Raw genomic sequence first — 25,307 nt, 5'->3', positions numbered from 1 at the left:
TCCCAGACATCGCCGCCAAGACGCCCGGGTACCGGGATCTGGGCGAACTCGATGGCGACGCCGTAGGCCACCGCCAGTGCCATGGACAGCCCGCTGCGCCCGCTCGCCAACGCCAGCAGTGTTGCCAGACCGGCGTAGGCGATCAGATGGTTGGCCTTGTCCCAGGGCAGGTCTTCCGGCAATTCGCTGGCAGGCATCAGACTGCCCCAGGCGATGACCAGGGCGGCGGCGGCGGCCAGCCCCCACCACCACCGCCCGAATGCAGACCGCCTGCCCGAGACTTCAGCCTGAGGCGATCTGGGCATGATAGGCCGGGCTCAACTCGTGCAGCGCCTCCATGAAGGCGGTGACGTTGTCGGGGTCGGTGAACTGGCTGATGCCGTGGCCGAGATTGAAGATGTGGCCCGGGCCGTGACCGTAGCTGTCGAGGATACGGCCGACCTCGGCACGAATCGCCGAAGGGTTGGCGAACAGCACATTGGGGTCCATGTTGCCCTGCAGTGCCACCTTGCGGCCCACCCGGCTGCGCGCGCTGGACAGTTCAGTGGTCCAGTCCAGCCCCAGGGCGTCGGCGCCGGTGTCGGCCAGATCCTCGAGCCACTGGCCGCCGTTCTTGGTGAACAGGATCACCGGTACCCGGCGCCCATCCTGTTCGCGAATCAGCCCCGCCACGATCTGTTCCATGTAGCGCAGCGAGAACTCGCGATAGGCCGGCGTGGACAGCGTCCCTCCCCAGGTATCGAAGATCTGTACCGCCTGTGCGCCAGCTCGGATCTGCGCATTGAGGTAGTCGGTCACCGCCGTGGCCAGGGTATCGAGCAGCTGATGCATCACGTCGGGGCTTGAGTAGAGCATGCCCTTGACGTGGCGAAAGTCCTTGCTGGAGGCGCCTTCGACCATATAGGTCGCCAGGGTCCAGGGACTGCCGGAGAAACCGATCAGCGGCACCCGACCGTTGAGCTCGCGACGGATGGTCGAGACCGCGCGCATCACGTAGTCGAGGTCGCGTTCGGCGTCGGGCGCCGTCAGCGCGGCCACGTCTTCTGCGCTGCGCACCGGCTTGCGAAACTTGGGACCCTCGCCGGTCTCGAAGTACAAGCCCAGCCCCATGGCATCGGGGATGGTCAGAATATCGGAGAACAGGATGGCGGCGTCCAGCGGATAGCGTTCCAGCGGCTGCAGGGTGACCTCACAGGCGCGGGCGGTATCACGACACAGGTCCATGAAGCTTCCCGCCTGGGCGCGCACTTCCTTGTACTCCGGCAGGTAGCGACCGGCCTGGCGCATCATCCAGACCGGAGTGCGATCCACCGGTTGACGCGCGAGAGCGCGCAGAAATCGATCGTTCTTCAGTTCCATGCAGGCGTCATCCAGGGAAAATGTGCGACTCATTGTACCGCAATGACTCCCGAACGCGTGGCCTCCTGCGACCCTGTGTCGTCGGCAAGGTGTCGTGAGCCTTGCACGACTTCCTGATAAACTGGGCGCCCCCTTGACGGCGCTGCCGTTGTTTCGACTCCGAGGTACCCCGTGACGATTCGCTTTATCGCCGCCTCTCGCCTGCCCACCCCCTGGGCGACCTTCACCATGCACGGCTTCGAAGACGAGGCCACGGGCAAGGATCATATCGCCCTGACCCTGGGGGAGATCGACGATGGCGCTCCTGTGCTCGGACGGGTGCACTCTGAATGCCTGACCGGCGACGCCCTGTTCTCGATGCGCTGCGACTGCGGCTATCAGCTTCAGGAAGCGCTCAAGCGTATCGCCAGCGAAGGCCGCGGTGTCATCCTCTACCTGCGTCAGGAAGGCCGCGGCATCGGCCTGCTCAACAAGATTCGCGCCTACCACCTGCAGGACCAGGGGGCCGACACTGTCGAGGCCAACGAGCGCCTGGGCTTCGCCGCCGACCTGCGCCGCTATGACCTGTGCGTGCCGATGCTCGAACACCTGGGTGTCGAGGGGCTCAAGCTGATGACCAACAACCCGCGCAAGGTCGACGCCCTGACCCAGGCAGGCGTTCAGGTGGTGGAACGCGTCGCCCTGACCACCGGGCTCAATCCCCACAACGAGCACTACCTGTCCACCAAGGCAGGCAAGCTCGGTCACATGATGGCGCTGGGTGACTTTACCCAGGCCGATGATGTGGATATCGAAAAAAAGTCATAGGCCGCGTAAGGAATCCGGCCCACCCTCGACTCAAGATCAAACGCAACATTACGCTCCATTGATCTTGACCTTCGAGGTGCCGACATGAAACTCAAGCTGCTTTCGATTGCCGCCATTGCCGCCGTGACCACACTTCCGCTGACGGCCCAGGCCGACGCCCGCGCGACCGACCTGGCCCGCGCGCTGAACAGCCAACCCCTGTCCATGCGCGACGCCATGCCCCAGCAGGGCCATGAAGTGATCAACGCCCACATCGCCAGCGACAGCACCGAAGCCCTGCGCAAGGCTCGCCTGCGGCTGCAGTCTCGCCATGTGGAAATGACCGACTTCATGCTCAATCTCGACCTCGGTCGCGCCGCCACCAAGTAACAGCAAGAAAAAAATGCCTTTGTTTTTGCACCGCTACAGACATACGACCGTTTTAATAGAGCCGCATTATCGAAGCCATAAAAGCGATTACCTGGCGCTTTCGATAGAACGCTAACAAAATACACACATCGACAGCGGGTGACGCCACCCGCTGATACCGGAAGGAGCTTCGACATGAAACCCACCTTGATCCTCGCTGCCCTGATCGTCGCCTCTCTGCCCGCTCTGGCCCAGGCTGCACCACCCAAGTACGCCCTGGCCCTGAACGAATCGCCCTTGACCGACCAGGCCCCGTTGGCCGATGACGTGCTGGGGCAGCAAGTCGCCGATGTCGAGCCTCTGGCTATCGGTGGTCAGCGTATCGGCAACACCGCCGTCTCGACCCATGATGGCAAGACGCTGGCAAACGCCAGGCTGCAACTGCATCGCGACCAGGCCCAGACCACTCGCTTTCTGCAGCTGGACGGACGGCGTGTCGCGGTGACCATCTAGGCTGCGCTGTGTAAAGGCGACTTAGACCAAGGTCGAATCGGCATTTGACATTCCGTTAGCCTGTTAATATTATTGCCGCAAGTTTTCATGCAGTACCCGTTGGATACATCCTTCGAACGCAGGACAGAGTCAGCAAGGTCCAGGCAGACAAGGATGACAAGCTGCAGAAAAGGCAGGCCCTGAGGGGCCAAAAAATGCCACCAAAATTAAAACGACCGTTTTATTTTGAATCGGTCGAATTCAAGAGAGACAAGGGCCACAAGGCCCAATAGGAGAGACACCATGAAAGCCACTACCAAGATCGCCGCTACTGCCCTGCTCGCCGCTGCCCTGCCGCTGACCGCCCAGGCCGACCGCGCCAGTGACCGTGCCCAGGCGCTCAACGCCGAGCCGCTGTCCAGCCTCAGCGTCGCCGCCCTCGACGCCGCCCATCAGGTCGGCAACGCCCATATCGCCGACAACGGCAGCAATGCGATGGCCAACGCCCGCCTGGAGCTGCTGCGCGAACAGGCCAAGCGTACCGACTTCGCCATGAGCGAGCATGACCTGGACCTGGCCCGTCAGGCCACCACCGGCTAATTTTTGCCGACCAGATTAAAACGACCGTTTGACTTGGTGATGACCGGCAACGTCCAAATGACGCCCGGCGTCATCTCCAACAGACGATCGCGAAGGCCAGCAACAAAGGCCCTTCGACAAAGACTGCAAGACGACCGCTGAAACCGACATACGCGATGGCCAAGGGCTCACCCAGAAGCCCATCAGGCCTACAGGAGAGACACCATGAAAGCCACTACCAAGATCGCCGCTACTGCCCTGCTCGCCGCTGCCCTGCCGCTGACCGCCCAGGCCGACCGTGCCACTGACCGCGCCCAAGCGCTCAACGCCGAGCCGTTGGCTCAGGTCAGCGCCAGCGCGCTGGAGGCCGCCCATCAGGTCGGCAACGCCCATATCGCCGACAACGGCAGCAACGCCATGGCCAATGCCCGGCTGGAGCTGCTGCGGGTTCAGGCCAAGCGCACCGACTTCGCCATGAGCGAGCACGACCTGGACCTGGCCCGTCAGGCCACCACCGGCTAAGCGCACCGATCCGATGGGTGTCCGCGGGTAAGGACCCCGGGTACCAACGCAGAGGCCCCGCCGACGTGATGTCGGCGGGGCCTTTTTATGTGCCGGGTCTTTTTGTGCTCGGCCTTTTTGTGCTGGGCCTGGGGGAGGGTCTACCGGTCACGGGGCCAGGTGCGGGACCAGGCACTCAGCGACCCGGCGATCCGGCGACCCGGCCGTCGAGCCTGCGTCAGCGTGACTGAGGCGCGGAATCGACCTGCCGTGGCTGCCACAGCGCCTTCATCACCAGCGCGATGGTCAACATCACTGCGACGCCACTGATCGCCCCGATCCAGGTGGTACCGGTGACGCCGGCCACAAAGAAGGCCACCAGTCCTGCGACACCGGCTGTCACCGCATAGGGCAGCTGGGTGCGCACATGGTCGATATGGTCACAGCTCGACCCCGCCGACGACAGAATGGTGGTATCGGAAATCGGCGAGCAATGATCGCCGAAGATGCCGCCGCTGAGCACCGAGGCGATGGCCAGCGCCATGGGCAGGTCCATGGCCGCCGCCACCGGCATGGCGATCGGAATCATGATGGCGAAAGTGCCGTAGGAGGTGCCGGTGGTGAAGGCCACCACGGCGCCGATCAGGAACAGCAGCACCGGTACCAGGCTGGGCGGAATGCTGGCCTCGGTCAGGCTGACCAGGTAGTCGGCGGTGCCAAGCTCGGAGGTGACGCTGCCGATGGACCAGGCCAGCGCCAGAATGATGTAGACCAGGGTCATGCTCTTGATGCCCTCGACCACGATATCCATGGCCTCGCGGAAGTCGAACAGCCGCTGACTCATGCCCATGGCCAGCCCCGTCATCACCGCCACCAGGGTGGCGATCAGGATCGACTGACCGCCGTCGGCGTTGCCCACCGCGGTCACCAGGTCATTTTCCGGGAAGTTGCCGGTCCACAGAAACAGCGGCGGAATCATCGCCAGCAACACCCCGATCGGCACCAGCATGTTGCGCTTGCGAGCGGTGTCTTCCGGCGCCTTGAGCTCCATGGCATCGGTCTCGGAAGGCGGCTTGGCGGTGTCTTCCATCAGCTTGCCGGTCTCCCGGGCGCGACGTTCTGCCCGTGCCATGGGACCGAAGTCCCACTGGGTGACGACGATATAGAAGATCATCCCCAGCGCCAGCCAGGCGTAGAAGTTCAGCGGAATCGAGGACAGGTAGATCAGGTACTCCGAGCCGCTCACCTCCATCTCGCCCAGCTGAGTACCGATCAGCCCCATGACGAAGACCACCCAGGTGGACACCGGGCCCAGCAGGCACATGGGGGCCGAGGTGGAATCGACGATGTAGGCGAGCTTCTCGCGGGAGACCTTCATGCGATCGGTGATCGGTCGCATCACGCTGCCCACGGTGAGGGCGTTGAAGTAGTCCTCGAAGAAGATCAGCATGCCAAGGCCAAGCGTGCTGCCCTGGGCGCCACGGGCGCTGGCGACCTTGCGCGAGATGGCGCGGGCGATGGCGTGAGCGCCGCCGGTACGCTGCAGCACGCTGATCAAGACCCCGAACAGGCCACAGTAGATCAGCACGGTGGCGTTCCACTCGTCGCCGATGCTCGGCACGATAAAGTCAGAAAAACTGTTGTAGAGGCCGGCGGCAGGATTGTAGCCGGCGAGCATGGTCGCCCCGAGCCAGACGCCGCAGAACAGCGCGGGAATGACGTTGCGCGTCGCCAATGCCAGCAGGATGGCCAGCAGCGGCGGCAACAGGGATAAGAGTCCGAAGGACATCGGGAGTCTCCTGGGTTCTTGTCGGTCTTGGCCCGAGGGGATGACGCCGGACGGCGTCGCGCGGGCAGCGGGGCATCCTAGGCGCTTGCGGCACAAACGGCAACCGCGCTGTCACATCCCCGCAACCGCCGTTCCAGAAATACAAGCCAGCGCCGGCCTGCAGCTAGCTGACCACCCTGAAAATTCCCCTCGGACATCGGGTGACGGCGCCGACAGATACCTCCATCACCCCGCGACCCGCCTCCCCAACACCGACAGCCGATACCCTCTCTGGAGATACACCAGGCATCGCCCCGACGGCCCTCGCCTCAGTCAGGACGCCGCGTCTCCACCTCCACCCCCTTCATGCCCTCTGCCGTGTAGCGCTCGCCGGCAACGACGTCAGGCGCCAGGCCAGTGCCACTTGACCCTGGGGTCGTCAGGCCTGACCGCGGGCCTGGCGAATACGCTGGTAGGCGTTGCCGATCTCCACGGTGCGGGCCTCGGCGACCTCGCGCATGCTGTCGGGCAGGCCACGACTGGCCAGCTTGTCCGGGTGGTTCTCGCTCATCAGCTTGCGGTAGGCGCGCTTGACCTCGGCGTCACTGGCCTCGTCGCTGACACCGAGCACCTTGTAGGCATCTTCCAGCGGGCTCTGGCTCTCCTGGGTCGCGCCGGCACCGTGGGAGGCGCCGCCCCGCAGCATGGCCTCGATCTGGGCGATCTCGGCCTCGCTGCAGCCAAGCCCGCGAGCCACCCGCATCAGCATGCTGTGCTCGGCCGGGTGCAGCACCCCATCGGCGGCGATGGCGGAAAGCTGCACCTGCAGGAAGATCTGGCGCAGCGCACTGCGCCCGCGCGTCAGCCGGGCCACCCGTGCGATCTCGCCGTCGAGGTCGAAGTCACTGGCGCGCCCGCGCTCGAAGGCGGCGCGGGCGCTGGCACGGGTGCTTTCCGGCAGACGCAGGCGCACCAGCAATTGCTCCAGCACCTGGCGTTCCTCGCCGCTGACCTGACCATCGGCCTGGCACACCGCCCCCATCACCGCGAAGGTGGAGTCCATGAACTGACGCTGCATCTCTGCCAGGCCCTTGCTGAGCATCAGACCGCCGCGCAGGCGCCCGCCCAGCCACCAGCCGATACCGCCGCCGATCAGCATGCCCAGCGGCCCACCGGCCAGGAAGCCCACTACCGCGCCAATCACGATGATGGTCAGCATAAAATCCTCTCTTGTGCGCTACGTCGCCAAGCGGCGGCGCCACGTCTTTTTCTGTTTCGGCCCTGGCCAACCGTCGCGGCGATGCCAGGTCCCGCCAAAGGGGTATGAGCAGGCAGCATACCATCGCCGTCGAGCCGGCGGCGAAGGTCCAGCCTTCGCTGTTTCATCGAATGGTCATCTGCAAGCGCGACACTGCACGCCATTTCAAGCCGCTCGGTTCACACTCCCATGCGACTCTCGATCACGCGCCTTGCCATCGTCGGCGCCATCGCTTCCGCCAGCATCAGCGTCAGCCTGGCCTCCAATGCTTCGGTATTCCCCTGGCAGGGTTTGCTGGGGGTGGACACGCCGCCATCTGACAATGCCAGGTCCGTCATCGAACGCCTGGTCGAAAGCGCCAGCCATCGCTGAGCCTGCTCCCATACGCCATCGGCCCCCTGGAGCGGGGGCCGATGGCATGACGGACACGCTTGCGCCGCGCAGGCGCCCTCGCTCAGCGCTTTCGGTGCTTGTCCAGACGCCGACGAATCGCCGCCTCGATACCGTCGGCATCGAGGCCACAGTCACGCAGCAGCTCCGCCGGCTTGCCGTGTTCGGCAAAGACATCGGGCAGGCCCACGTTGAGCACCGGCACCGCGATACCCTCGGCCAGCAGCAGTTCGTTGACGCCACTGCCGGCGCCTCCGGCCACCACGTTTTCTTCCAGGGTGACCAGCAGGTCGTGGTTGCGGGCGGCCTCTAGCACGGCTTCACGATCCAGCGGTTTGACGCTGCGCATATTGATGTGGGTGGCGTCTAGCCGCTCGGCCACCACCCCGGCGGGGTCATTGAGGCTACCGAAGGCCAGCAGCGCCACGCCCTTGCCCTGACGCCGCGGCTCGGCCACGCCGATGGGCAGCGGCTCGAGGTCGGCGGGAATGGGCACACCGGGACCGGTACCGCGGGGATAGCGGACCGCCGCTGGCCCCGGATGATGGTAGGCGGCGCTGAGCATGGCGCGACACTCGGCCTCGTCCGCCGGTGCCAGCACCACCATGCCCGGTACGCAGCGCAGGTAGGTCAGATCCAGAGCACCGTGGTGGGTCGGGCCATCCTCACCGACCAGGCCGGCACGATCGATGGCGAAGGTCACGTCCAGCTCCTGCACCGCCACGTCGTGGATCAACTGGTCATAGCCGCGTTGCAGGAAGGTCGAGTAGATCGCCACTACCGGTTTCATCGCCTCGCAGGCCATGCCGGCGGCCAGGGTCACCGAGTGCTGCTCGGCGATGGCCACGTCGTAGTAGCGCTCGGGGTACTCCCTGGAGAAACGGATTAAATCCGACCCCTCGCGCATGGCCGGGGTAATACCGATCAGACGTTCGTCGGCGGCGGCCATGTCACAGATCCAGTCGCCGAACACGCTGCAGTACTTCTTCTTCGGCGGCGCATTCGACGCGGTCGCCGGGGGCTTGGCCTTGGCGGCCTCCGGCGTCTCCAGCTTGGTGATGGCGTGGTAGCCGATGGGATCGGACTCCGCCGGCAGGAAGCCCCGGCCCTTGCACGTCTTCACGTGCAGGAACTGAGGTCCGTCCAGCTCACGCATGCTGGTGAGGGCATCGGTCAGGGCGTCGATATCGTGGCCGTCGATGGGCCCGACATAATTGAAGCCCATCTCCTCGAACAGGGTGGCCGGACTGACCATGCCCTTGACGTGCTCCTCGGTGCGCCGCGCCAGCTCCAGCGCACCCGGCAGGTGGGACAGCACCCGCTTGCCGTTCTCACGCATGCTCAGATAGGGCTTGCTGACCAGAATCCGTGCCAGGTAGCTGGCCACGCCCCCGACGTTCTCGGAGATCGACATCTCGTTGTCGTTGAGCACGACCAGCAGGTTGGCGTTGACGTGGCCGGCGTGGGCCAGGGCCTCGAAGGCCATGCCCGCGGTCAGGGCGCCGTCGCCGATGACGGCACACACGCGGCGCTCCTGCTTCTGCGTGCGCGCCGCCAGGGCCATGCCCAGAGCCGCCGAGATGGAGGTGCTGGAATGGCCGACGCCAAAGGTGTCGTACTCCGACTCGGCACGCCGGGGAAAGGCGGCCAGACCACCGTAGCGACGAATGCTGGTCATGGCCTCGCGGCGGCCGGTCAGAATCTTGTGGGGATAGGCCTGGTGGCCCACGTCCCACACCAGGCGATCGTGGGGCGTGCGGAAGGCGTGGTGCAGCGCCACGGTCAGCTCGACCACACCAAGACCGGCGCCGAAGTGGCCGCCGGAAACGCCGACGCTATACAGCAGGTAGGCGCGCAGCTCATCGGCCACGCGCTTGAGCTGCTCTGCGCTCATGGCACGCAGCGCAGCCGGGGTATCCAGAGTATCGAGCAGCGGTGTCGCCGGCCGCTCGGTGGGAATCGTGTCGAACAGCTTCATGTTAGCCCTGTGGTCGTCAGTGATCGCGCTCGATCATGTAGCGGGCAAGCCCGGCCAGAGGCGCCGCCGCCTCGCCCAGCGGGGCGATGGCGTCGAGTGCCTCGTCGATCAGCGCACCGGCCTTGGCTCGGGCGCCGTCAAGCCCGAGCAGGGCGGGATAGGTCGGCTTGTCGCGGGCCGCGTCGGCCCCCGAGGTCTTGCCGAGGGTATCGGTGTCGCCGGTGACGTCCAGCACGTCGTCATGCACCTGAAACGCCAGGCCCATGGCCGCAGCATAGGTGTCCAACGCCCCCAGACGCGAATCGTCCTCGGCCACCGCCACCAGTCCACCGAGGCGAACCGCGGCGCGAATCAGCGCACCGGTCTTGTGGCGGTGCATGGTTTCCAGCATCGCCAGGTCGGGACGTTCGCCCACCACCGCCAGATCCAGCGCCTGGCCGGCGGCCATGCCGTCGCGACCAGACGCCTTGGCCAGGGTCGCCACCAGGGCGCCCAGGCGGGGCGAGCGAGAGCTCGCCAGCAGCTCGAACGCCAGCGTCTGCAGGGCGTCACCGGCGAGAATCGCCGAGGCCTCATCGAAGGCCTTGTGCACCGTGGGCTGGCCACGTCGCAGGTCGTCGTCATCCATCGCCGGCAGATCATCGTGGACCAGCGAGTAGGCGTGGATCAGCTCGATCGCGGCGGCGGGGATATCCAGCTCGTCGTCGTCGGCCCCCAGCGCACGCCCTGCGGCGTAGACCAGGATGGGGCGCAGGCGCTTTCCTCCGACCAGCAGGCCGTGGCGCATCGCCGCCTCGAGCCGGGGTTCGACGACGTGGCGCTGTTCGAACAGTCCCTCGAGGCAGCGGTCTACCCGCGCCCGGTCTGCGGCCAAGCGGGCCAGCATGGTGTCAGCGTTCACCCGGTTCCTCCCCGATATCAAAAGGCGACAGCTGCATGCCACCGTCGGCGTTCTCCGTCAGGCTGCGCACCTTGAGTTCGGCCTCGTCGAGCCGCTTCTGGGCATCTCGCGTCAAGGCCACGCCCTGCTCGAAGGCCTTGAGCGACTCCTCCAGCGTCAGCTCGCCGGACTCCAGGCGCTCGACCAGTGTCTCCAGCTGGGTCATGGCCGAGGCGAAGTCGAGCGACTCGTCATCTTTCTGTGTTGGCTGGCGGTCCTGCGTTGCCATGCGCCCCTCCAGGCGGCGGGTCAAAGGCTGACCCGAGATTGCGAGTTCACGGCCGACGATGGGCCACCCGGGAAACGCAGGCTCGCTGACGACGTCCGGCCTTTCCCCAAAGGGCGACAGTATACACGCTCTCCCCCCGGGGTCGTCTGCCCTGGCCCTTATCCGCGGCCCGCGAAGCGCCCCTCGAAAGGACGGCGGTACATGCAGATGGCTCATGCTGCGGTGCAAGGATTTTCAACGTGAAAATGCCGCCCTGTGGTACTCTATGGACCCTGATTTTTCGCCTGCCCCACCACACAGCCGCTGGCTGCCGCCAACTCCAAGAGGTTGATTCGACCATGGCCAAAACGTCCCTGGACAAGAGCAAGATCAAGATCCTGCTGCTCGAGGGCGTCCACCAGAGTGCAGTGGACAATTTTCTCAACGCCGGATACACCAATATCGAGCATATGCCGACCTCGCTCGACGAAGAGTCGCTGATCGAGAAGATCCGTGATGTTCACTTCATCGGCATTCGCTCCCGCACCCAGCTCACCGAGCGGGTGTTCGCGGCGGCCGAGAAGCTGGTGGCGGTCGGTTGCTTCTGCATCGGTACCAATCAGGTCGATCTCACGGCGGCGCTGGTGCGCGGCATTCCGGTGTTCAACGCCCCCTACTCCAACACCCGTTCGGTGGCGGAGCTGGTGCTGGCCGAGGCCATCATGCTGCTGCGCGGGATTCCCGAGAAGAACGCCCGTGCCCACCAGGGCGGCTGGCTGAAGAGCGCCAAGAACAGCCACGAGGCCCGCGGCAAGACCCTCGGTATCGTCGGCTACGGCAGCATCGGCTCGCAATTGTCGGTGCTGGCCGAGGCGCTTGGCTTCGACGTCATCTACTACGACGTCATCACCAAGCTGGCCATGGGCAACTCGCGCCAGGTCGCCAGCCTCGAGGAGCTGCTCGCCCGCTCCGACGTGGTCAGCCTGCACGTGCCCGACCTGCCGTCCACCCGCTGGATGATCGGCGAGGAGCAGATCAGCCTGATGAAGCCCGGCGCCATCCTGATCAACGCCGCCCGCGGCAGCGTGGTAGTGATCGAGGCCCTGGCCGAGGCGATCAAGGAAGGCCGACTTAACGGCGCCGCCATTGACGTCTTCCCGGTGGAGCCCAAGGGCAACGCCGACGAGTTCGAAAGCCCGCTGCGTGGCCTCGAGAATGTCATCCTCACCCCGCACATCGGTGGTTCCACCCTGGAGGCCCAGGAGAACATCGGCGTCGAGGTGTCCGAGAAGCTGGTGACCTTCTCCGACAACGGCACCAGCATCACCTCGGTCAACTTCCCCGAGGTGGCACTGCCGGCCCACCCGGACAAGCACCGCCTGCTGCACATCCACGAGAACGTGCCCGGCGTGATGTCCGAGATCAACCGGGTGCTGTCGGAAAACGACATCAACATCTCCGGCCAGTACCTGCAGACCAACGAAAAGGTCGGCTACGTGGTCATCGACGTCGACAAGGCCTACGGTCCCCAGGCGCTCGAAGCCCTGCGCGAGGTGAACCACACCCTGCGCACCCGGGTGCTGTACTCCGAGACCAACTACGCCGACTGAGCGGCGGACGTAGCGCCTGCTCGCGGCGAGCTATCCCGCGAGGCAGCTATCGCGCTCGGGATGACGATGAGGCGCCGCTCTCCTTCGGGAGGGTGGCGCCTTTTTACTCGCAGGCCTTTTTACTCGCTGCACGCTCACGGTCCCCGTTCCCGACCATCACAAGCCGACGCCCAAAAGCCTGTGGCGCAGCGAGAAAACGCCTATCCTGAGCGTCTTCCCGATGACCTCTTCAAAGGATGCACGATGCCAACCGGACTGGCCTATCTGATCGTGGTGCTGGTGTGGGCCTCCACCCCGCTGGCCATCAAGTGGAGCGCCGAGGCCGGCGCCCCCATCGGCAGCGTGATGCTGCGCATGGGCCTGGCGCTGATCGCCGGCGCTCTGATCCTGCTGGTGCTGAGGCGCGGCGTCCGCCTCGATCGCCGCGCCCTTGCCAGCTACGCCGCCGCGGTGCCGGGGGTGTTCGGCGCCATGGCGCTGAGCTACCACGCCTCCCAGTTTCTGCCCTCGGGCCTGCTGTCGGTGATGTTCGGCATGGCGCCGTTGATCTCCGGCTTCATCCTCCAGGCCCTGCCCGGCAGCACCCGGCTCAGGCGCTGGCACTGGATCGGCTGCGGCCTGGGGGTGGCGGGGCTGGCGGTGGTGTTCGCCGACAGCCTGACGCTCGGCGGCGGCGCCCAGGTGCTGGCACTGGCCATGATGCTGTCGGCGGTGACCCTGTTCAGCGCCAGCGGCATCGCCGTGCAGCGTGTGGCCGCCGGGCTCGACCCCTTGCAACAGACCGTGGGGGCGCTGGCCGGCTCCATGCCCTGCTTTCTGGTGTTATGGCTCGCCAGCTGCGAACCGCTGATGATTCCCCTCAGCCCCCGTGGGCTGTGGGCGGTGCTATACCTTGCGCTGTTCGGCTCGCTGATCGGCTTTCTCTGCTACTACCTGATCCTGTCTCGGCTGCACGCCGCCAGCGTCGCCCTGGTGACCCTGATCACCCCGGTGCTGGCGCTGACCCTCGGCATGCTGCTCAATCAGGAAACCCCTTCACCTTCGATGCTGCTGGGCGCGCTACTGATTCTGGTGGCGCTGGGTGCCTACCTGTTCGGGGATCGTCTGAGCCGGCGTCGGGCCGCCCGCGAGGCCGCCAGGCCCTGAAGCAGAGGGGCACTTGACAAGCCCTGACGTCACGGCCATTTTGTACACAATAACGGTCATATATTGCGTACCACAATGGTACACAGGCCGCTCGATATCGGTGCAGCGTGAACCGTGAAACTGATGACGCTCACCGCCCTCGGCGGCTGTTTCTGAAGGCACCTGAACCAGGTATCCGCTACGCGACGAGCCCTCGCCCTCCTTGACCAAGGGACGGCGTCGGGAGCAGGGCACGATGCTTGGGTAACCCTTCGCTCGGCGAAGCCAACCCAGGAGAACTGCATGAGCTCACATCCCCCCGTCACTTGGATCAAGCATCCACTGGCCGCCAGCGACCCTGACGCGGCCGGTGGTGTCGTCGTTCAGGACGGCCGGATCATCGAAGCCGTGGCCGCCGGCCAGACGCCCCGAACCCGCGTCGAGCAGACCTTCGATGCCTCCCGACACGTTCTGCTGCCGGGCCTGGTCAACACCCACCACCACTTCTACCAGACCCTGACCCGGGCCTACTCGCCGGCGCTCAACAAGGAGCTGTTTCCCTGGCTCACCACCCTTTACGACGTCTGGGCCAACCTCGACGAGGCCCAGCTGGCGCTGGCCAGTGAGCTGGCCATGGTGGAGCTGCTGATGAGCGGCTGTACCACCGTGGCCGACCATCACTACGTGTTCTCCGGCGCGCTCGAGCACGCCATCGACGTCCAGGTGGAGACCGCGCGTCGGCTCGGCGTGCGCGCCGCCCTGACCCGCGGCTCGATGAGCGTGGGGCGCGAGCAGGGCGGGCTGCCGCCCCAGTCGGTGGTGCAGGACGAGGCGACCATCCTCGACGAGAGCACCCGTCTGATCGACGCCTACCATCAGCGCGGCGAGGGGGCCATGGTGACCCTGGCGCTGGCGCCCTGCTCGCCTTTCTCGGTCAGCCGTGAGCTGATGGTCGACAGCGCTCGTCTGGCCGAGCAGAAGGACGTGCGCCTGCACACCCACCTGGCAGAAACCGAGGACGAGACGCAGTACTGTCAGAAGCTGTTCGGGATGCGACCGCTGGACTACCTCGAGGCCACCGGCTGGCTCAGCGATCGCACCTGGCTGGCCCACGGCATCCACTTCAACGACGACGAGGTCGCCCGCCTCGGCCAAGCCGGCACCGGCATCGCCCACTGCCCCTCATCCAACATGGTGCTGGGCTCTGGCATGTGCCGCACCCTGGAACTCGAGGCCGCTGGTTGCCCGGTAGGCCTGGCGGTGGACGGCTCGGCCTCGGCGGATCACTCCAACCTGGCCGAGGAGATGCGCCAGGCGATGCTGATCGGCCGCCTGCGCTACTCGCCCAGCCAGGTACGTCACCAGGACGTCATCCGCTGGGCCACCGAAGGCTCCGCGCGTTGTCTGGGGCGCAGCGACATCGGCGGACTGAAGGTTGGCCAACAGGCCGATCTGGCGCTGTTCCGGCTGGACGAGCCGCGCTTCTCGGGCGCCGAGAACCCGCTGGCCGCGCTGCTGCTGTGCGGTGCCCACCGTGCCGACCGAGTGATGGTGGCCGGCCAGTGGCGGGTGGCCGACGGCCAGCCGCTCGACGTCGATCTGGGCGAGCTGATGGCCCGCCACAACGCGGCGGCGGTGCGGCTAAGGCGTGCGGTCTAGGAGGCTCGGGGCGCGCCTGGACGCACACCTTCGAACAGGACGACGGGAAGACAAGAGGCAACAACAGCGAACGACGAACGGATCTCGAGCGCAGCGCGGCACCACGGGCCAGGGCCGACGCTGCCGCCCCCTGACAACGGTCGCCGTGCCACGGCAGTCAGCACAGACGGTCTGACACCTGTCACGGTCTCCGGGGTTTCGCCGCCGACGCTCCGACAAGGACGCCGGTGCTACAACGACAACAGGAGAAAACCCTGCCATGCCCACCCACGACTCCTCCGGGGACACCCTGGAAAGCGCATCTGTGCGCTCGACCCATGACGTCAACGCCATGCCGCCCCTGGGGCGCGCCATTCCGCTGGGCCTGCAGCACGTGCTGGCGATGTTCGTCGGCAACGTCACGGTGCCGATCATCATCGCCGGCGCCGCCGACCTGCCGGCGGACCAGACCGCCTTCATGATCCAGGCGGCGATGTTCGTGGCCGGTGTCGCCACCCTGGTGCAGTCGCTGGGGATAGGCCCCATCGGCGCCCGCCTGCCCATCGTCATGGGCACCAGCTTCGGCTTCGTCCCGGTGCTGATTCCCATTGCCGTGGGCATGGGACTTCCGGCGGCCCTTGGCGCAGCCCTGTGTGGCGGGGTCGCCATGGCCCTGGTGGGCATGTTTCTGCCGGTGTTCCGGTTTCTGTTCCCGCCGGTGGTCACCGGCACCTTCGTGGTCATGCTCGGCACCCTGCTGATGCCGGTAGGCTTCGCCTACTGGGGCGGAGGCTTCGGCGCCGCCGACTTCGGCGCCACCCACCACCTGCTGCTGGGGGCGCTGGTACTGGTGGTGACCCTGGGTCTGCACCAGTACGGCCGCGGTATCTGGTCCGAAGCGGCGCCGCTGATCGGCCTGATCACCGGTTACGTGGTGGCCACCATGTTCGGCTATATCGACTTCTCCACCATCGGTGACGCCGACTGGCTGTCACTGCCGGTGCCGCTGACCATCGGGCTTGAATTCCATCTGGCGGCGATCCTGCCGGTGGTGCTGCTGGCGGTGGTCACCTGCGCCGAGTCCATCGGCGACATCGTCGGCACCACCGCCGGCGGCATGGACCGCGAGCCGACCCACAAGGAGCTCTCCGGTGGGGTCATGGCCGACGGCCTGTCCAGCGTGTTCGCCGCGATCTTCAACGCCTTCCCCCAGATCAGCTTCAGCCAGAACGTGGGCATGGTGGCGCTGACCGGTGTGGTCAGCCGCTATGTGGTGGCCATCGGCGGCGCCTTCCTGCTGCTGGCGGGCCTGATCCCCAAGCTGGGTGCCATCGTTTCCAGCATCCCCAATTCGGTGCTGGGCGGGGCGGTACTGATCATGTTCGGCATGATCGCCAGCGCCGGCATCAAGATGCTTTCCCATATCGACTTCAACAAGCGCAACATGGTGATCATCGGGGTCTCGCTGTCCGCCGCGGTGGGCCTGCCGGCCCAGGAAGGGCTCTACGCCAATCTGAGCGACAACCTCCAGGCCATCATCGAGTCAGGGCTGATCCCCGGCGCGCTGTTTGCCATCGTGCTCAATCTGGTACTGCCCAAGGCCGATCGGGTCTTCCGCGACAGCGTCTGACACGCCACACCGTCCCCTCGAGGACACCATGACGCCACTTTCGGGCCCGCCACGCGGGCCCGCTTCGTTTCCCCAGGACAGGGACGCAGCCCAGGCTCAGCAGCTTCTGACTTCACGGTAGCGATGACGCCTGTAGACCTTCACTCGCTGGCCCTCGAGCGTCGTCATCCCTTCCCACACAAAGCCCGCGTTCTGTGCCACTCGGCTCGACGGCACATTGGTGGGATCGACCACCGCCACCAGCGACTCGCAGTCGGTGATGGCAAAGGCGTGGGCCACCACCGCCAGGGCCACCTCGGTGGCAAGCCCTCTACCCCAATGATGCACGGCGTAACGATAGCCGATGGCCAACTCCCGCTCGCCGTCGAGGATCTCGTGATCGAAGCCGCAGAAGCCCATCAACGCTCGCGATACCGGGTGCACCACCGCCCAGTAGCCAAAGCCCTTGTCGGCGTAGCTCGCGCGACAGGCATCGAGAAAGCGACGGCTCCCCGCCATGTCCTGCACACCGTGGAGCGAGTGACGCATCACCCGGGGATCGGCCAGCAGTCGGCTCAAGCCAGGCAGATCATAGCGCTCTAGCGGGCGCAGCCGGCTACGCGGCGTGGCCAGCACGTCGCCCTGCATCGGCCTGGGCCTCAGCCTGTCGTCCTGCATCATGCGCCTCTCGCGTCGTGGATCGCTTGTGCGAATGTACGCCATCCTCCACGGCCATGACCACGGACGCTGGCCGCCAGCAAGCCGCCCCTGTCGTCGTCCTGGCGCTACTCTGACGCCGCTCTGGCGTCAACCAGGGAGGCCAGGCCACTCTTCCCCTTTGGTCGAAGCAGGCCCCGAAAAGGCGTCATCACGCGCTAGGCTTGCGAAGTTTTCCCTCGTTGGAGCCATGACGATGCCCGCCTCACCTTCCGCCCAGCCTGACACCGGTGACCTCGCCGTGGTGCGTCACGATGATCGTGGGGTCGTCCATCTGACCCTCAACCGCCCGGCAAGCTTCAACGCCCTGTCCCGGGACATGCTCACCGCACTGGATGATGCCTTTGCCGCAATCGACCCCGATCCTTCGTTGCGGGCGGTAGTGATCGCTGCCGAGGGCCGTGCCTTCTGCGCCGGCCATGACCTCAAGGAGATGCGCGAGCTCGGCGACGAGGACGCCTATCGACAGCTCTTCGCCCAGTGCTCCCGGGTCATGCAGCGCCTGCAGGACTGTCCGGTGCCGGTGATCGCTCGAATTCAGGGGCTTGCCACCGCCGCCGGCTGCCAGCTGGCAGCCAGCTGTGACATGGCGGTGGCCGCCCGCTCGGCGCGCTTCGCCGTCTCCGGTATCAAGGTCGGGCTTTTCTGTTCCACCCCGGCGGTGGCGCTGACCCGCAATATCGGTCCCAAGCAGGCCGCCGAGATGCTGTTTACCGGCGAGTTCATCGACGCCGATCAGGCGCTGGAATGGGGCCTGGTCAACCGGGTCGCCGAGGACGACGCCCTCGACGACAGTCTCGAGGTGCTGCTCGACAGCCTGCGCGCCAAGAGTCAGGTGGCGCTGTTCACCGGCAAGGCCATGCTGGCCCGCCAGCGAGCCCTGCCGCTGGGCCAGGCCTATGCCTACGCAGGCGAGGTGATGGCCGCCAACATGATGGCCGAAGACGTGGCCGAAGGCATCGACGCCTTCGTCGCCAAGCGCGCCCCCCACTGGCGCCATCGCTGAGCGCCGGACCAGGCTCAGCCAAGGCAGGGCCGCTTGTGGAAGCCTTTTCCGCAAACGCGACAAGCGGCCGCGCCAACAGGTATGCTAAGGACTGTGCCAAACGGTTGACCCAGGAGATGCAAGGTGACGGAAAGCAAGCGCAGAACGGCCGGCCGACCGGCCAGCGGCAAGGCCAGCGGAGGCCACAGCCAGTCGCTGGTGCGGGGACTCAACCTGCTGGAATTGCTGGCGATGCACCCGGGCGGCCTGGCGCTGTCCGACATCGCCGAGCAGGCCGATCTGGCACCGTCCACGACCCATCGCCTGCTGCAGGCCCTGCTGAGCCAGGGCTTTATCACCCAGGACGAGGAACTCGGCGTCTGGCGCATCGACGTCAAGACCTTTCGCATCGGCAACAGCTTTCTCGAGGCACGCGACTTCGTTGCCACCAGCCGTCCTTACCTGCGCCGACTGACCCGTGAGACCGGCGAGACCGCAAATCTAGGCGTGCGTGAAGGCACCACGGCGGTGTTCCTGGCGCAGAGCGAATCGCCCCAGATGATGCGCATGATCACCCGTCTGGGCTCACGTGCCCCGCTGCACGCCTCGGGCGTAGGCAAGGCGCTGATGGCCTGGCTGCCCGACGATGACCTGGAGCGGGTACTGGCCGAACGCGGTCTGGACCGCGTCACCGTCAACACCCTGTCGAGTCCATCCGAGCTGCGTCGCGCCATGGCCGAGATCCGTGAACGCGGCTACGCCTGCGACCGCGAAGAGCATGCCATCGGCCTGCACTGCGTGGCCGCCTGCATCCACGATGAACTGGGCACGCCACTCGCAGCCATCTCGGTCTCCGGGCCGGTGGCGCGTATCCCCGACGAACGCCTGTCCCAGCTCGGCGAGCTGGTGCGCGCCACCGCCGCAGAAATTACCGCCCAGCTAGGCGGACGCATTCCCGCCGCCGAGGACTTCAAGCCCTGACGCCCGGGTTCACCGGCTCCCTCAAGAGATCCCCCGATGACCGACGCCTGGCGCAAGTACAAGAGCGCACCACCGCCCGGGACCGCCGTGCTGGAATCGACCAGCCTGGCCCCGGGTGAGAGCCGCTGCCTCAATATCGAGAGCGACAACGGCCGCTTCCCGCTGATCCTCGCCCGCCACGCCGATGGCCGGGTGCACGCCTACGTCAACGCCTGCCCCCATCAGTACCTGCCGCTGGACGGCCGCGGCAGCAACATCCTCAGCCGCGACGGCGAGCTGTTGATCTGTACCCACCACCAGGCCTGCTTCCGTCTCGACAGCGGCGAAGGCATCTCCGGCCCCGCCCAGGGCGAGGCAGTGGACCCGGTCCCGGTGCAGGAAGTCGATGGCTGGTGGGTGATCGGGGAGTGAGGGAGCGAATCTGCCTGTCGCAGTGGCGACTTGACCCTTATCCGCAGTGAGGACCTGCCCTCGATCCCGGCCCCAAGGCCAAGCATGGGATTGACGCCCTTGATGCACAACGACGCTGGTTTGACCCTCTCCTTATCGAGATCCCCGCCAAGACGCCCGACGAACCTGGATTGCTGGTTATTGGCTCGATCGAAGGCAAGCACTGTTCTGCCGTTGTAACGCCGCGCGACCGGGCTACGCATCATCTCTGTAAGGCGCTCGCGGAAGGAAGAGGTGGAGCTCCATGAAAGCCAGGACGCTTGATCAAAAAATTCGATGATGGCGAAGACGTCTCGGAAGCCCTCTCCCCGTCCAGGGCTCGGCGCCCCAATCAGTCACAAAGACGGGGCAACGTCGACTTTCCTGTCTGGATGATCGAGTCTCTCGACGAGGAAGCCAGCCGCCCGGGAGTGACTCGCCAATCGATCATCGAGGTGTGGCTGGCCTAGCGCCTGGAGCAGTGCGCGAACAGGCCCTAGCGATCCTGATCGAGCTCGGGAGAACCCGGCGTCTCCATGGGATCGCCGGAGCGGTCCTGGGACCAGGGGCCACTGCCCTGCTCCAGCCGATCGAGCTGGCGCTCGAGCTTGCCGATCACGCTTATCAGTTGATGACACTCGCCCTGAGAGAGAGCGGCCACCACATCGGCCTCCCATTGCAAGGCATCGGGGATCAAGTCGGCCAGTAAGGCCTGCCCCGCCTCGGTCAGTCGCAGGTGCTGTACACGCTGGTCACTGGGCGAAGGCGTTCTTCGGATCAGACCACGCTCCTCCAGGGCCTGTACGGCCCGAGAAATACGCACCTTATCCATGCGAGTAGCTTGGGCGATCTGCTTGGCCGATAGCTCATCCAGGTGCGACAACCACGCCAGCACTCGCCACTGGGCAATGGTCAACTGGTAACGTTCTGCGTACATCTGCGAAAGCGCCTGACTCAAACGGTCCGCCAGACTGTTCAGCCGGTACGGCAGGAACTGCAAAAGATCCAGATGCGGTACCCCGCTGCTGGTCGGTGTTTCTCGCTTACGCGAGCCCATGGCCTCGTCCCCGTGGTCAGCGTCCATCGCGACAGCGCCACGCCAGCGTGGCACGCCACCATCCGTCACTGACGATAACCGGGAACGCCAGAACCGGCAACGTAGCTCGCGACCTTACCATCAGCATCGCTTTCGCACTCACGCCTGGCTCTCGCGACAGGCTACTACCTGGTCTCTGCCGTCACGCTTGCCGACGTAAAGCGCCTTGTCGGCGCGATGAATCAGCACTTCCAGATTGTCCTCATCGGGCCGGGCTTCGACAATGCCGATGGTAACGGTGACCGCCGCCCCCCTCTCACCCCCCTCAAACGGCAGCGCCAGGTCGGCGACCGCTCGATGCAGACGTTGTGCGACCGGCAAAGCGTCACTCAAGGAGGTATCAGGCAATGCGACCACGAACTCTTCGCCGCCGAAACGCGCGATCAGATCATGGGAACGCAGTGACTCGGCACACACTCGGGCGATCTCCATCAGCACTCGGTCTCCATGACTGTGGCCCCAGGTGTCATTGATAGTCTTGAAGTGATCGACATCCAGCATAAACAGGCTGAAGGGCGCCTGTGCTTCCCGGGCAGACTCAAACATGCTCTGGGCCCGCTTCATGAAGTGCCGACGATTGGCGAGACCGGTCAAGGCATCGCGCTCGGCCAGCTGTCTCAACTGACCTTCAAGGGACTGACGATGCGCCATCTCACGAAGCAATTGTCGGTTTTGGTCGCGCTCTTCGCTCAATATCGCGAACTGCTTGCGCTGCAGGCGCTCTACCCGCAGCAAGGTGCAGAACCCGACCGCATTGGCCATGATCAACAACAGCGCCATGCGCAACACATCGACGGGCGAACTGTCGGCAAAGATGGCAGAGGCGCACAGAAAACCGATACCCAGATACAGGCTCGCCATCGCCACCACGGTGAGCAGGTTGGGAATCAGCAGATAAAAGGCCATGGTAGCAACGATGACAGCCATCATCTGCGTCGAAAGGGAGTCCGGACGTAGCGGAACAATCAGGATGATGCCCGTCGCCATAACCCACAACGGCAAAGCATGCAGCCAGAGGCGCTGCGAATAGCTTCCCCATCGACCAATCGCCCAAGCCAGAAAAAGACAGCTACCGACGACGACCACGCGCATGGCCAGCAACAGGTAGAGCTCGCGGCTCTGGCCGACATAAAAGTAATCGGAAATCGAGAACATGCCGAATATCAATGCGGCAAGCATCCAGGCCAGTCGTGACTCGCAGCGCACCCTCGGCTTGATCGCGCGGCGATACCAGGCTTCTCGCTCAGTTTCACGAAACTGTCCGGTTAACCAATGCACCAGATGGGGCATTTTTGCCATCGACACTTGCTGTTCTCCCTGTGCATAGGCTCGACGTCTGATGACCGATGCCCACTACCTTCGTCATGTCGAGATCGAAGGGATCTTTTGTCCACTTCACGTTGACGGCGTCTTATTATTTTTTAAACAAACGCTTATATGACTTTAAAATAACTCAATAACACGATGATAACGTTAATTTTCGTGGCAGCACTGCCCAATTCTATGCTTTTCGCGGCAATGGCACAGCGTCTGACGTGCTCTCTCGAAGTCCACTTCACTTGCCGGGAAGTAGCCCCCATCTCGTATTGCGAGCTTCACACCCCGCTGGCTATCACGACGCCGATCCACACTTGCCCAAAGTGGGTGGGCGCGGTCTAGGCGACCTTTCCCCTGCGCTCATACCGTCGCCTGGCCCCTTGGGGATAGTGTCTACACCGCACCCAACCGCCCAGTGAAGCTTCGCACCACGGCATTGCTATAGACGTATGTCTTAGCCCATCAATCTCATGTTTTTTAAGGATAAATCAGATGCCGGTGGGGTTGGCACCGTCTCACTAGCGATAAGGCCTGGAATATAGTTTCAAATGAAACTATATTCCAGGCATGCCATAGCGATGATGTGACCGCCTCGACCCGAGCTTTATCACAGGACTCAGTATGCAGTGGGGCGGCGAGCATCCCGACACGCCACCTCATCATCCTGAGCGGAGGATTTCCCGATGTCCCAACGTCTCGACCAGACGCCGCTTGCGTATCAAAGCGGTTTTCGTAATCACTTCGCCAGCGAAGCGCTGCCCGGCGCCCTGCCCCAGGGGCAGAACTCGCCTCAGCGCTGCGCCTACGGACTCTACGCCGAGCAGCTCACCGGCTCGGCCTTCACCGCGCCGCGCAGCCATAACCTGAGAAGCTGGCTCTACCGCATCCGCCCCTCGGTGGCCCAGAGCGCCTACCGCCCGCTGGAGCACGGCGGTCTCGCCACCGCGCCGCTGTCACGTCCCGCCGCGGACCCCAACCAGATGCGCTGGGACCCGGCTCCCCTGCCCGAGGCGGCCACCGACTTCATCGATGGTCTTGCCACCATCGCGGTCAATGGCGACGCCGGCACCCAGGCCGGCTGCGGTGTCCATGTCTATGCCTGCAACCAGGACATGACCGAACGCTTCTTCTACAACGCCGACGGCGAACTGTTGATCGTGCCTCAGCTGGGCACCCTGCGCCTGGGCACAGAGTTCGGCGCGCTCGAGGTGGGCAACGGCGAGATCGCGGTGATCCCGCGCGGGGTCAAGTTCCAGGTCCGCATCAGTGAGGGCGACCAGGCCCGGGGCTATGTCTGCGAAAACTACGGCAGTCCCCTGGAGCTGCCGGGGCTCGGCCCCATCGGCGCCAACGGCCTGGCCAACCCGCGCGACTTCCAGTCGCCGGTGGCCGCCTACGAGGACCTCGAGGGCGACTTCGAACTGGTGGCCAAGTTCTCCGGGGCACTGTGGGCGACCCGGCTGGACCACTCGCCGCTGGACGTGGTCGCCTGGCACGGCAACGTGGCGCCCTACAAGTACGACCTGGCCAACTTCAACACCATCAATACCGTCAGCTTCGACCATCCGGATCCTTCGATCTTCACCGTGCTGACGTCGGCGTCGGACACCGAGGGCATGGCCAACATCGACTTCGTGATCTTTCCGCCGCGCTGGATGGTGGCCGACAACACCTTCCGCCCGCCCTACTTCCATCGCAACCTGATGAGCGAATTCATGGGCCTGATCCACGGCGAGTACGACGCCAAGGCCGAAGGTTTCCTGCCCGGCGGCGCCAGCCTGCACAACTGCATGTCGCCCCACGGCCCCGACGCCGAGACCTTCGAGAAGGCCTCCGACGCCAGCCTCCAGCCTCAGTATCAAGGGGCGACCCTGGCCTTCATGTTCGAGAGCCGCTACGTCTTCCAGCCTACTGAAAAGGCGCTGGCCGCCGATTTCCGCCAGCGCGACTACGTGGATGTGTGGAAGGGACTCAAGTCCCACTTCGATCCGACGCGGCCCTGACCGACCTCTGCTTTGACCACAAGGAACCCTCTGATGAAACTGGCCACCCTCAAGAGCGGACGCGACGGCGAGCTGATCGTCGTCTCCCGCGACCTGACCCACGCCGTACGCGTGCCGCAGATTGCCACCACCCTGCAACAGCTCGTCGAAGACTGGGACGAGCTGGCCCCGCGCCTTGAAGAGATCTACCAGCGCCTCAACGACGGCGCCGCCGAGGAGGCCTTCGAGCTCGATCTTCAAGCGCTGCACTCGCCGCTGCCGCGTACCTATCACTGGGCCGACGGCTCGGCCTATCTCAACCATGTGCAACTGGTGCGCCAGGCGCGCAACGCCGAGATGCCGGAGACCTTCTGGACCGACCCGCTGATGTACCAGGGCGGCGGCGACAGCTTCATCGGTCCCTATGACGATATCGAGGCGGTCAGCGAAGACCACGGCATCGACTTCGAGGGCGAGATCGCGGTGATCACCGACGACGTGCCGATGGCGGTGAGCCCCGAACAGGCAGCCGGCCACATCAAGCTGCTGATGCTGGTCAACGACGTCAGTCTGCGCGGCCTGATCCCCGGGGAGCTGGCCAAGGGCTTCGGCTTCTTCCAGGCCAAGCCGGCCTCTAGCTTCTCGCCGATCTGCGTCACCCTGGACGAGCTGGGCGAGGCGTGGAAGGATGGCCGCGTGCACCTACCGCTGACGGTCCATCTGAACGGCGACAAGTTCGGCGAGCCCGAGTCCGGCCCGGACATGATCTTCAACTTCCCGCAACTGGTGGCCCACGCCGCCCGCACCCGCTACCTGGGCGCCGGCGCGGTGGTCGGCTCCGGCACCGTGTCCAATCCGGACCCGGATGGCGGCCCCGGAAAGCCGGTGGCCGACGGCGGCGTCGGCTACAGCTGCCTGGCTGAGGTGCGTATGGTCGAGAAGATCCTGCACGGCGACAGCAAGACGCCCTTCCTGCGCTTTGGTGACCGGGTGCGCATCGAGATGTTCGACAAGGCCGGCCAGAGCATCTTCGGCGCCATCGACCAGCGGGTGGTGAAGTACCAACCCAAGGACTGAGCCAGCCCCCTCAAGTCCTGGGGCGGACGTCCACCACCGTCGACACCTCGGCCCTCGACGCCCGCCGTCCCCGGCGGGCGTCCCGCCACCGCTCGGGCCGCCACACGAGCATC

Annotated in this window: 27 protein-coding genes; 17 read left to right on the top strand and 10 right to left on the bottom strand. The window is 65.2% G+C overall.

Annotation, left to right across the window (positions count from 1 at the left end; genetic code table 11):
- Window positions 1–305: VanZ family protein (locus tag RBB39_RS17045; protein WP_306169228.1), on the bottom strand; the 305-nt coding region annotated here is incomplete at its 3' end.
- Window positions 283–1,359, bottom strand: a complete 1,077-nt coding sequence (hemE, locus tag RBB39_RS17040) for a uroporphyrinogen decarboxylase (protein ID WP_108131917.1) — start codon at window positions 1,357–1,359, stop codon at window positions 283–285. The genes hemE and RBB39_RS17045, both read right to left, overlap by 23 nt.
- Window positions 1,360–1,530: 171 nt before the next feature.
- Here hemE and ribA point away from each other — a divergent pair, with 171 nt between their 5' ends.
- The 5 genes from ribA (at window position 1,531) to RBB39_RS17015 (ending at window position 4,107) form a co-directional block, all read left to right on the top strand.
- Complete coding sequence (ribA, locus tag RBB39_RS17035; protein WP_045993900.1) at window positions 1,531–2,166, top strand: GTP cyclohydrolase II; 636 nt, start codon at window positions 1,531–1,533, stop codon at window positions 2,164–2,166.
- Between the two features lie 84 nt (window positions 2,167–2,250).
- Complete coding sequence (locus tag RBB39_RS17030; protein WP_045993899.1) at window positions 2,251–2,535, top strand: hypothetical protein; 285 nt, start codon at window positions 2,251–2,253, stop codon at window positions 2,533–2,535.
- A 174-nt stretch (window positions 2,536–2,709) separates the two neighbouring features.
- The gene (locus RBB39_RS17025) at window positions 2,710–3,027 is read left to right on the top strand and encodes a hypothetical protein (protein WP_306169227.1); all 318 of its coding nucleotides are present in this window, start codon (window positions 2,710–2,712) and stop codon (window positions 3,025–3,027) included.
- A gap of 282 nt (window positions 3,028–3,309) precedes the next feature.
- The gene (locus tag RBB39_RS17020; RefSeq protein ID WP_108131883.1) at window positions 3,310–3,606 is read left to right on the top strand and encodes a hypothetical protein; all 297 of its coding nucleotides are present in this window, start codon (window positions 3,310–3,312) and stop codon (window positions 3,604–3,606) included.
- A gap of 204 nt (window positions 3,607–3,810) precedes the next feature.
- Complete coding sequence (locus RBB39_RS17015) at window positions 3,811–4,107, top strand: hypothetical protein (protein WP_045993896.1); 297 nt, start codon at window positions 3,811–3,813, stop codon at window positions 4,105–4,107.
- Between the two features lie 217 nt (window positions 4,108–4,324).
- On the opposite strand, the gene RBB39_RS17010 is transcribed toward RBB39_RS17015, so the two are convergent.
- Together RBB39_RS17010 and djlA are read right to left on the bottom strand one after the other, a co-directional pair.
- Window positions 4,325–5,875 (bottom strand): Na+/H+ antiporter NhaC family protein, encoded by a 1,551-nt coding sequence (locus RBB39_RS17010; RefSeq protein ID WP_045993895.1) that lies wholly within the window; start codon window positions 5,873–5,875, stop codon window positions 4,325–4,327.
- A gap of 418 nt (window positions 5,876–6,293) precedes the next feature.
- Complete coding sequence (gene djlA, locus RBB39_RS17005; RefSeq protein ID WP_045993894.1) at window positions 6,294–7,073, bottom strand: co-chaperone DjlA; 780 nt, start codon at window positions 7,071–7,073, stop codon at window positions 6,294–6,296.
- A gap of 228 nt (window positions 7,074–7,301) precedes the next feature.
- On the opposite strand from djlA, the gene RBB39_RS17000 reads away from it, so the two are divergent.
- Window positions 7,302–7,484 carry a hypothetical protein gene (locus RBB39_RS17000; protein WP_045993893.1) on the top strand — a complete coding sequence of 61 codons (183 nt, stop codon included), beginning with the start codon at window positions 7,302–7,304 and terminating at the stop codon, window positions 7,482–7,484.
- Between the two features lie 82 nt (window positions 7,485–7,566).
- Here the strand turns inward: RBB39_RS17000 and dxs are convergent, their stop codons facing one another.
- From dxs to RBB39_RS16985, 3 genes are read right to left on the bottom strand one after another with little or no spacing between them, the layout of a single operon-like run.
- The gene (gene dxs / locus RBB39_RS16995) at window positions 7,567–9,480 is read right to left on the bottom strand and encodes a 1-deoxy-D-xylulose-5-phosphate synthase (RefSeq protein WP_045993892.1); all 1,914 of its coding nucleotides are present in this window, start codon (window positions 9,478–9,480) and stop codon (window positions 7,567–7,569) included.
- A 16-nt stretch (window positions 9,481–9,496) separates the two neighbouring features.
- Window positions 9,497–10,366 carry a (2E,6E)-farnesyl diphosphate synthase gene (gene ispA, locus RBB39_RS16990; RefSeq protein WP_045993952.1) on the bottom strand — a complete coding sequence of 290 codons (870 nt, stop codon included), beginning with the start codon at window positions 10,364–10,366 and terminating at the stop codon, window positions 9,497–9,499.
- Window positions 10,367–10,370: 4 nt separating this feature from the next.
- Window positions 10,371–10,649 (bottom strand): exodeoxyribonuclease VII small subunit, encoded by a 279-nt coding sequence (locus RBB39_RS16985; protein WP_045993891.1) that lies wholly within the window; start codon window positions 10,647–10,649, stop codon window positions 10,371–10,373.
- Between the two features lie 338 nt (window positions 10,650–10,987).
- On the opposite strand from RBB39_RS16985, the gene serA reads away from it, so the two are divergent.
- From serA to RBB39_RS16965, 4 genes are all read left to right on the top strand, one after another.
- Window positions 10,988–12,238, top strand: a complete 1,251-nt coding sequence (serA, locus tag RBB39_RS16980) for a phosphoglycerate dehydrogenase (protein WP_045993890.1) — start codon at window positions 10,988–10,990, stop codon at window positions 12,236–12,238.
- A gap of 243 nt (window positions 12,239–12,481) precedes the next feature.
- Entirely contained in the window at window positions 12,482–13,384 is a 903-nt protein-coding gene (locus tag RBB39_RS16975; RefSeq protein ID WP_306169226.1) for a DMT family transporter, read from the top strand.
- A gap of 282 nt (window positions 13,385–13,666) precedes the next feature.
- Window positions 13,667–15,022 carry an 8-oxoguanine deaminase gene (locus RBB39_RS16970; RefSeq protein WP_222568036.1) on the top strand — a complete coding sequence of 452 codons (1,356 nt, stop codon included), beginning with the start codon at window positions 13,667–13,669 and terminating at the stop codon, window positions 15,020–15,022.
- Window positions 15,023–15,281: 259 nt separating this feature from the next.
- Window positions 15,282–16,631 carry a uracil-xanthine permease family protein gene (locus RBB39_RS16965; RefSeq protein WP_052704445.1) on the top strand — a complete coding sequence of 450 codons (1,350 nt, stop codon included), beginning with the start codon at window positions 15,282–15,284 and terminating at the stop codon, window positions 16,629–16,631.
- 96 nt (window positions 16,632–16,727) lie between these two features.
- Here RBB39_RS16965 and RBB39_RS16960 read toward each other — a convergent pair whose 3' ends face one another.
- On the bottom strand, window positions 16,728–17,291 hold the full coding sequence (locus tag RBB39_RS16960; RefSeq protein WP_162816504.1) for a GNAT family N-acetyltransferase: 564 nt from the start codon (window positions 17,289–17,291) through the stop codon (window positions 16,728–16,730).
- 232 nt (window positions 17,292–17,523) lie between these two features.
- On the opposite strand from RBB39_RS16960, the gene RBB39_RS16955 reads away from it, so the two are divergent.
- The 5 genes from RBB39_RS16955 to brnA all read left to right on the top strand — a co-directional run bounded on the left by RBB39_RS16955 (window position 17,524) and on the right by brnA (window position 20,192).
- Window positions 17,524–18,333, top strand: coding sequence for an enoyl-CoA hydratase (locus tag RBB39_RS16955; protein ID WP_045993886.1), 810 nt, complete (start codon window positions 17,524–17,526; stop codon window positions 18,331–18,333).
- Window positions 18,334–18,456: 123 nt separating this feature from the next.
- Window positions 18,457–19,293, top strand: a complete 837-nt coding sequence (locus RBB39_RS16950; protein ID WP_108131892.1) for an IclR family transcriptional regulator — start codon at window positions 18,457–18,459, stop codon at window positions 19,291–19,293.
- 36 nt (window positions 19,294–19,329) lie between these two features.
- Window positions 19,330–19,704, top strand: a complete 375-nt coding sequence (locus RBB39_RS16945; RefSeq protein ID WP_306169225.1) for a Rieske 2Fe-2S domain-containing protein — start codon at window positions 19,330–19,332, stop codon at window positions 19,702–19,704.
- Between the two features lie 89 nt (window positions 19,705–19,793).
- Window positions 19,794–19,991, top strand: coding sequence for a BrnT family toxin (locus RBB39_RS22790; protein ID WP_367399262.1), 198 nt, complete (start codon window positions 19,794–19,796; stop codon window positions 19,989–19,991).
- 12 nt (window positions 19,992–20,003) lie between these two features.
- Window positions 20,004–20,192 carry a type II toxin-antitoxin system BrnA family antitoxin gene (gene brnA / locus RBB39_RS22785; RefSeq protein WP_315901089.1) on the top strand — a complete coding sequence of 63 codons (189 nt, stop codon included), beginning with the start codon at window positions 20,004–20,006 and terminating at the stop codon, window positions 20,190–20,192.
- Window positions 20,193–20,218: 26 nt separating this feature from the next.
- Here brnA and RBB39_RS16940 read toward each other — a convergent pair whose 3' ends face one another.
- Both RBB39_RS16940 and RBB39_RS16935 read right to left on the bottom strand, forming a co-directional pair.
- Window positions 20,219–20,806: a MarR family winged helix-turn-helix transcriptional regulator gene (locus RBB39_RS16940; protein WP_222568034.1), complete on the bottom strand. Its 588-nt coding sequence runs from the start codon at window positions 20,804–20,806 to the stop codon at window positions 20,219–20,221.
- Between the two features lie 111 nt (window positions 20,807–20,917).
- A complete protein-coding gene (locus tag RBB39_RS16935; RefSeq protein WP_222516231.1) occupies window positions 20,918–22,117 on the bottom strand; it encodes a diguanylate cyclase in 1,200 nt (399 codons plus the stop codon).
- A 701-nt stretch (window positions 22,118–22,818) separates the two neighbouring features.
- On the opposite strand from RBB39_RS16935, the gene hmgA reads away from it, so the two are divergent.
- Both hmgA and RBB39_RS16925 read left to right on the top strand, forming a co-directional pair.
- Window positions 22,819–24,138: a homogentisate 1,2-dioxygenase gene (hmgA, locus tag RBB39_RS16930; protein WP_222568033.1), complete on the top strand. Its 1,320-nt coding sequence runs from the start codon at window positions 22,819–22,821 to the stop codon at window positions 24,136–24,138.
- Between the two features lie 33 nt (window positions 24,139–24,171).
- A complete protein-coding gene (locus RBB39_RS16925; RefSeq protein ID WP_222568032.1) occupies window positions 24,172–25,194 on the top strand; it encodes a fumarylacetoacetate hydrolase family protein in 1,023 nt (340 codons plus the stop codon).
- Window positions 25,195–25,307 lie beyond the last annotated feature (113 nt).

The sequence above is a fragment of the Halomonas sp. MMSF_3323 genome (genome assembly GCF_030733595.1).
Lineage (GTDB): Bacteria > Pseudomonadota > Gammaproteobacteria > Pseudomonadales > Halomonadaceae > Halomonas > Halomonas litopenaei.
This window is presented reverse-complemented; position numbering and strand designations above follow the sequence as displayed.

Bases quoted from the DNA above. Each gene is read 5' to 3' on its own strand.
- RBB39_RS16985 (WP_045993891.1), bottom strand. From the start codon at position 10,649: ATGGCAACGCAGGACCGCCAGCCAACACAGAAAGATGACGAGTCGCTC.
- RBB39_RS17000 (WP_045993893.1), top strand. From the start codon at position 7,302: ATGCGACTCTCGATCACGCGCCTTGCCATCGTCGGCGCCATCGCTTCC.
- djlA (WP_045993894.1), bottom strand. From the start codon at position 7,073: ATGCTGACCATCATCGTGATTGGCGCGGTAGTGGGCTTCCTGGCCGGT.
- hmgA (WP_222568033.1), top strand. From the start codon at position 22,819: ATGTCCCAACGTCTCGACCAGACGCCGCTTGCGTATCAAAGCGGTTTT.
- RBB39_RS16960 (WP_162816504.1), bottom strand. From the start codon at position 17,291: ATGATGCAGGACGACAGGCTGAGGCCCAGGCCGATGCAGGGCGACGTG.
- RBB39_RS16945 (WP_306169225.1), top strand. From the start codon at position 19,330: ATGACCGACGCCTGGCGCAAGTACAAGAGCGCACCACCGCCCGGGACC.
- RBB39_RS16970 (WP_222568036.1), top strand. From the start codon at position 13,667: ATGAGCTCACATCCCCCCGTCACTTGGATCAAGCATCCACTGGCCGCC.
- RBB39_RS17010 (WP_045993895.1), bottom strand. From the start codon at position 5,875: ATGTCCTTCGGACTCTTATCCCTGTTGCCGCCGCTGCTGGCCATCCTG.
- hemE (WP_108131917.1), bottom strand. From the start codon at position 1,359: ATGGAACTGAAGAACGATCGATTTCTGCGCGCTCTCGCGCGTCAACCG.
- RBB39_RS16965 (WP_052704445.1), top strand. From the start codon at position 15,282: ATGCCCACCCACGACTCCTCCGGGGACACCCTGGAAAGCGCATCTGTG.
- RBB39_RS17025 (WP_306169227.1), top strand. From the start codon at position 2,710: ATGAAACCCACCTTGATCCTCGCTGCCCTGATCGTCGCCTCTCTGCCC.
- RBB39_RS17020 (WP_108131883.1), top strand. From the start codon at position 3,310: ATGAAAGCCACTACCAAGATCGCCGCTACTGCCCTGCTCGCCGCTGCC.
- RBB39_RS16940 (WP_222568034.1), bottom strand. From the start codon at position 20,806: ATGGACGCTGACCACGGGGACGAGGCCATGGGCTCGCGTAAGCGAGAA.
- serA (WP_045993890.1), top strand. From the start codon at position 10,988: ATGGCCAAAACGTCCCTGGACAAGAGCAAGATCAAGATCCTGCTGCTC.
- RBB39_RS17030 (WP_045993899.1), top strand. From the start codon at position 2,251: ATGAAACTCAAGCTGCTTTCGATTGCCGCCATTGCCGCCGTGACCACA.
- RBB39_RS16955 (WP_045993886.1), top strand. From the start codon at position 17,524: ATGCCCGCCTCACCTTCCGCCCAGCCTGACACCGGTGACCTCGCCGTG.
- dxs (WP_045993892.1), bottom strand. From the start codon at position 9,480: ATGAAGCTGTTCGACACGATTCCCACCGAGCGGCCGGCGACACCGCTG.
- RBB39_RS16935 (WP_222516231.1), bottom strand. From the start codon at position 22,117: ATGGCAAAAATGCCCCATCTGGTGCATTGGTTAACCGGACAGTTTCGT.
- RBB39_RS16975 (WP_306169226.1), top strand. From the start codon at position 12,482: ATGCCAACCGGACTGGCCTATCTGATCGTGGTGCTGGTGTGGGCCTCC.
- RBB39_RS17015 (WP_045993896.1), top strand. From the start codon at position 3,811: ATGAAAGCCACTACCAAGATCGCCGCTACTGCCCTGCTCGCCGCTGCC.
- ispA (WP_045993952.1), bottom strand. From the start codon at position 10,366: ATGCTGGCCCGCTTGGCCGCAGACCGGGCGCGGGTAGACCGCTGCCTC.
- RBB39_RS16925 (WP_222568032.1), top strand. From the start codon at position 24,172: ATGAAACTGGCCACCCTCAAGAGCGGACGCGACGGCGAGCTGATCGTC.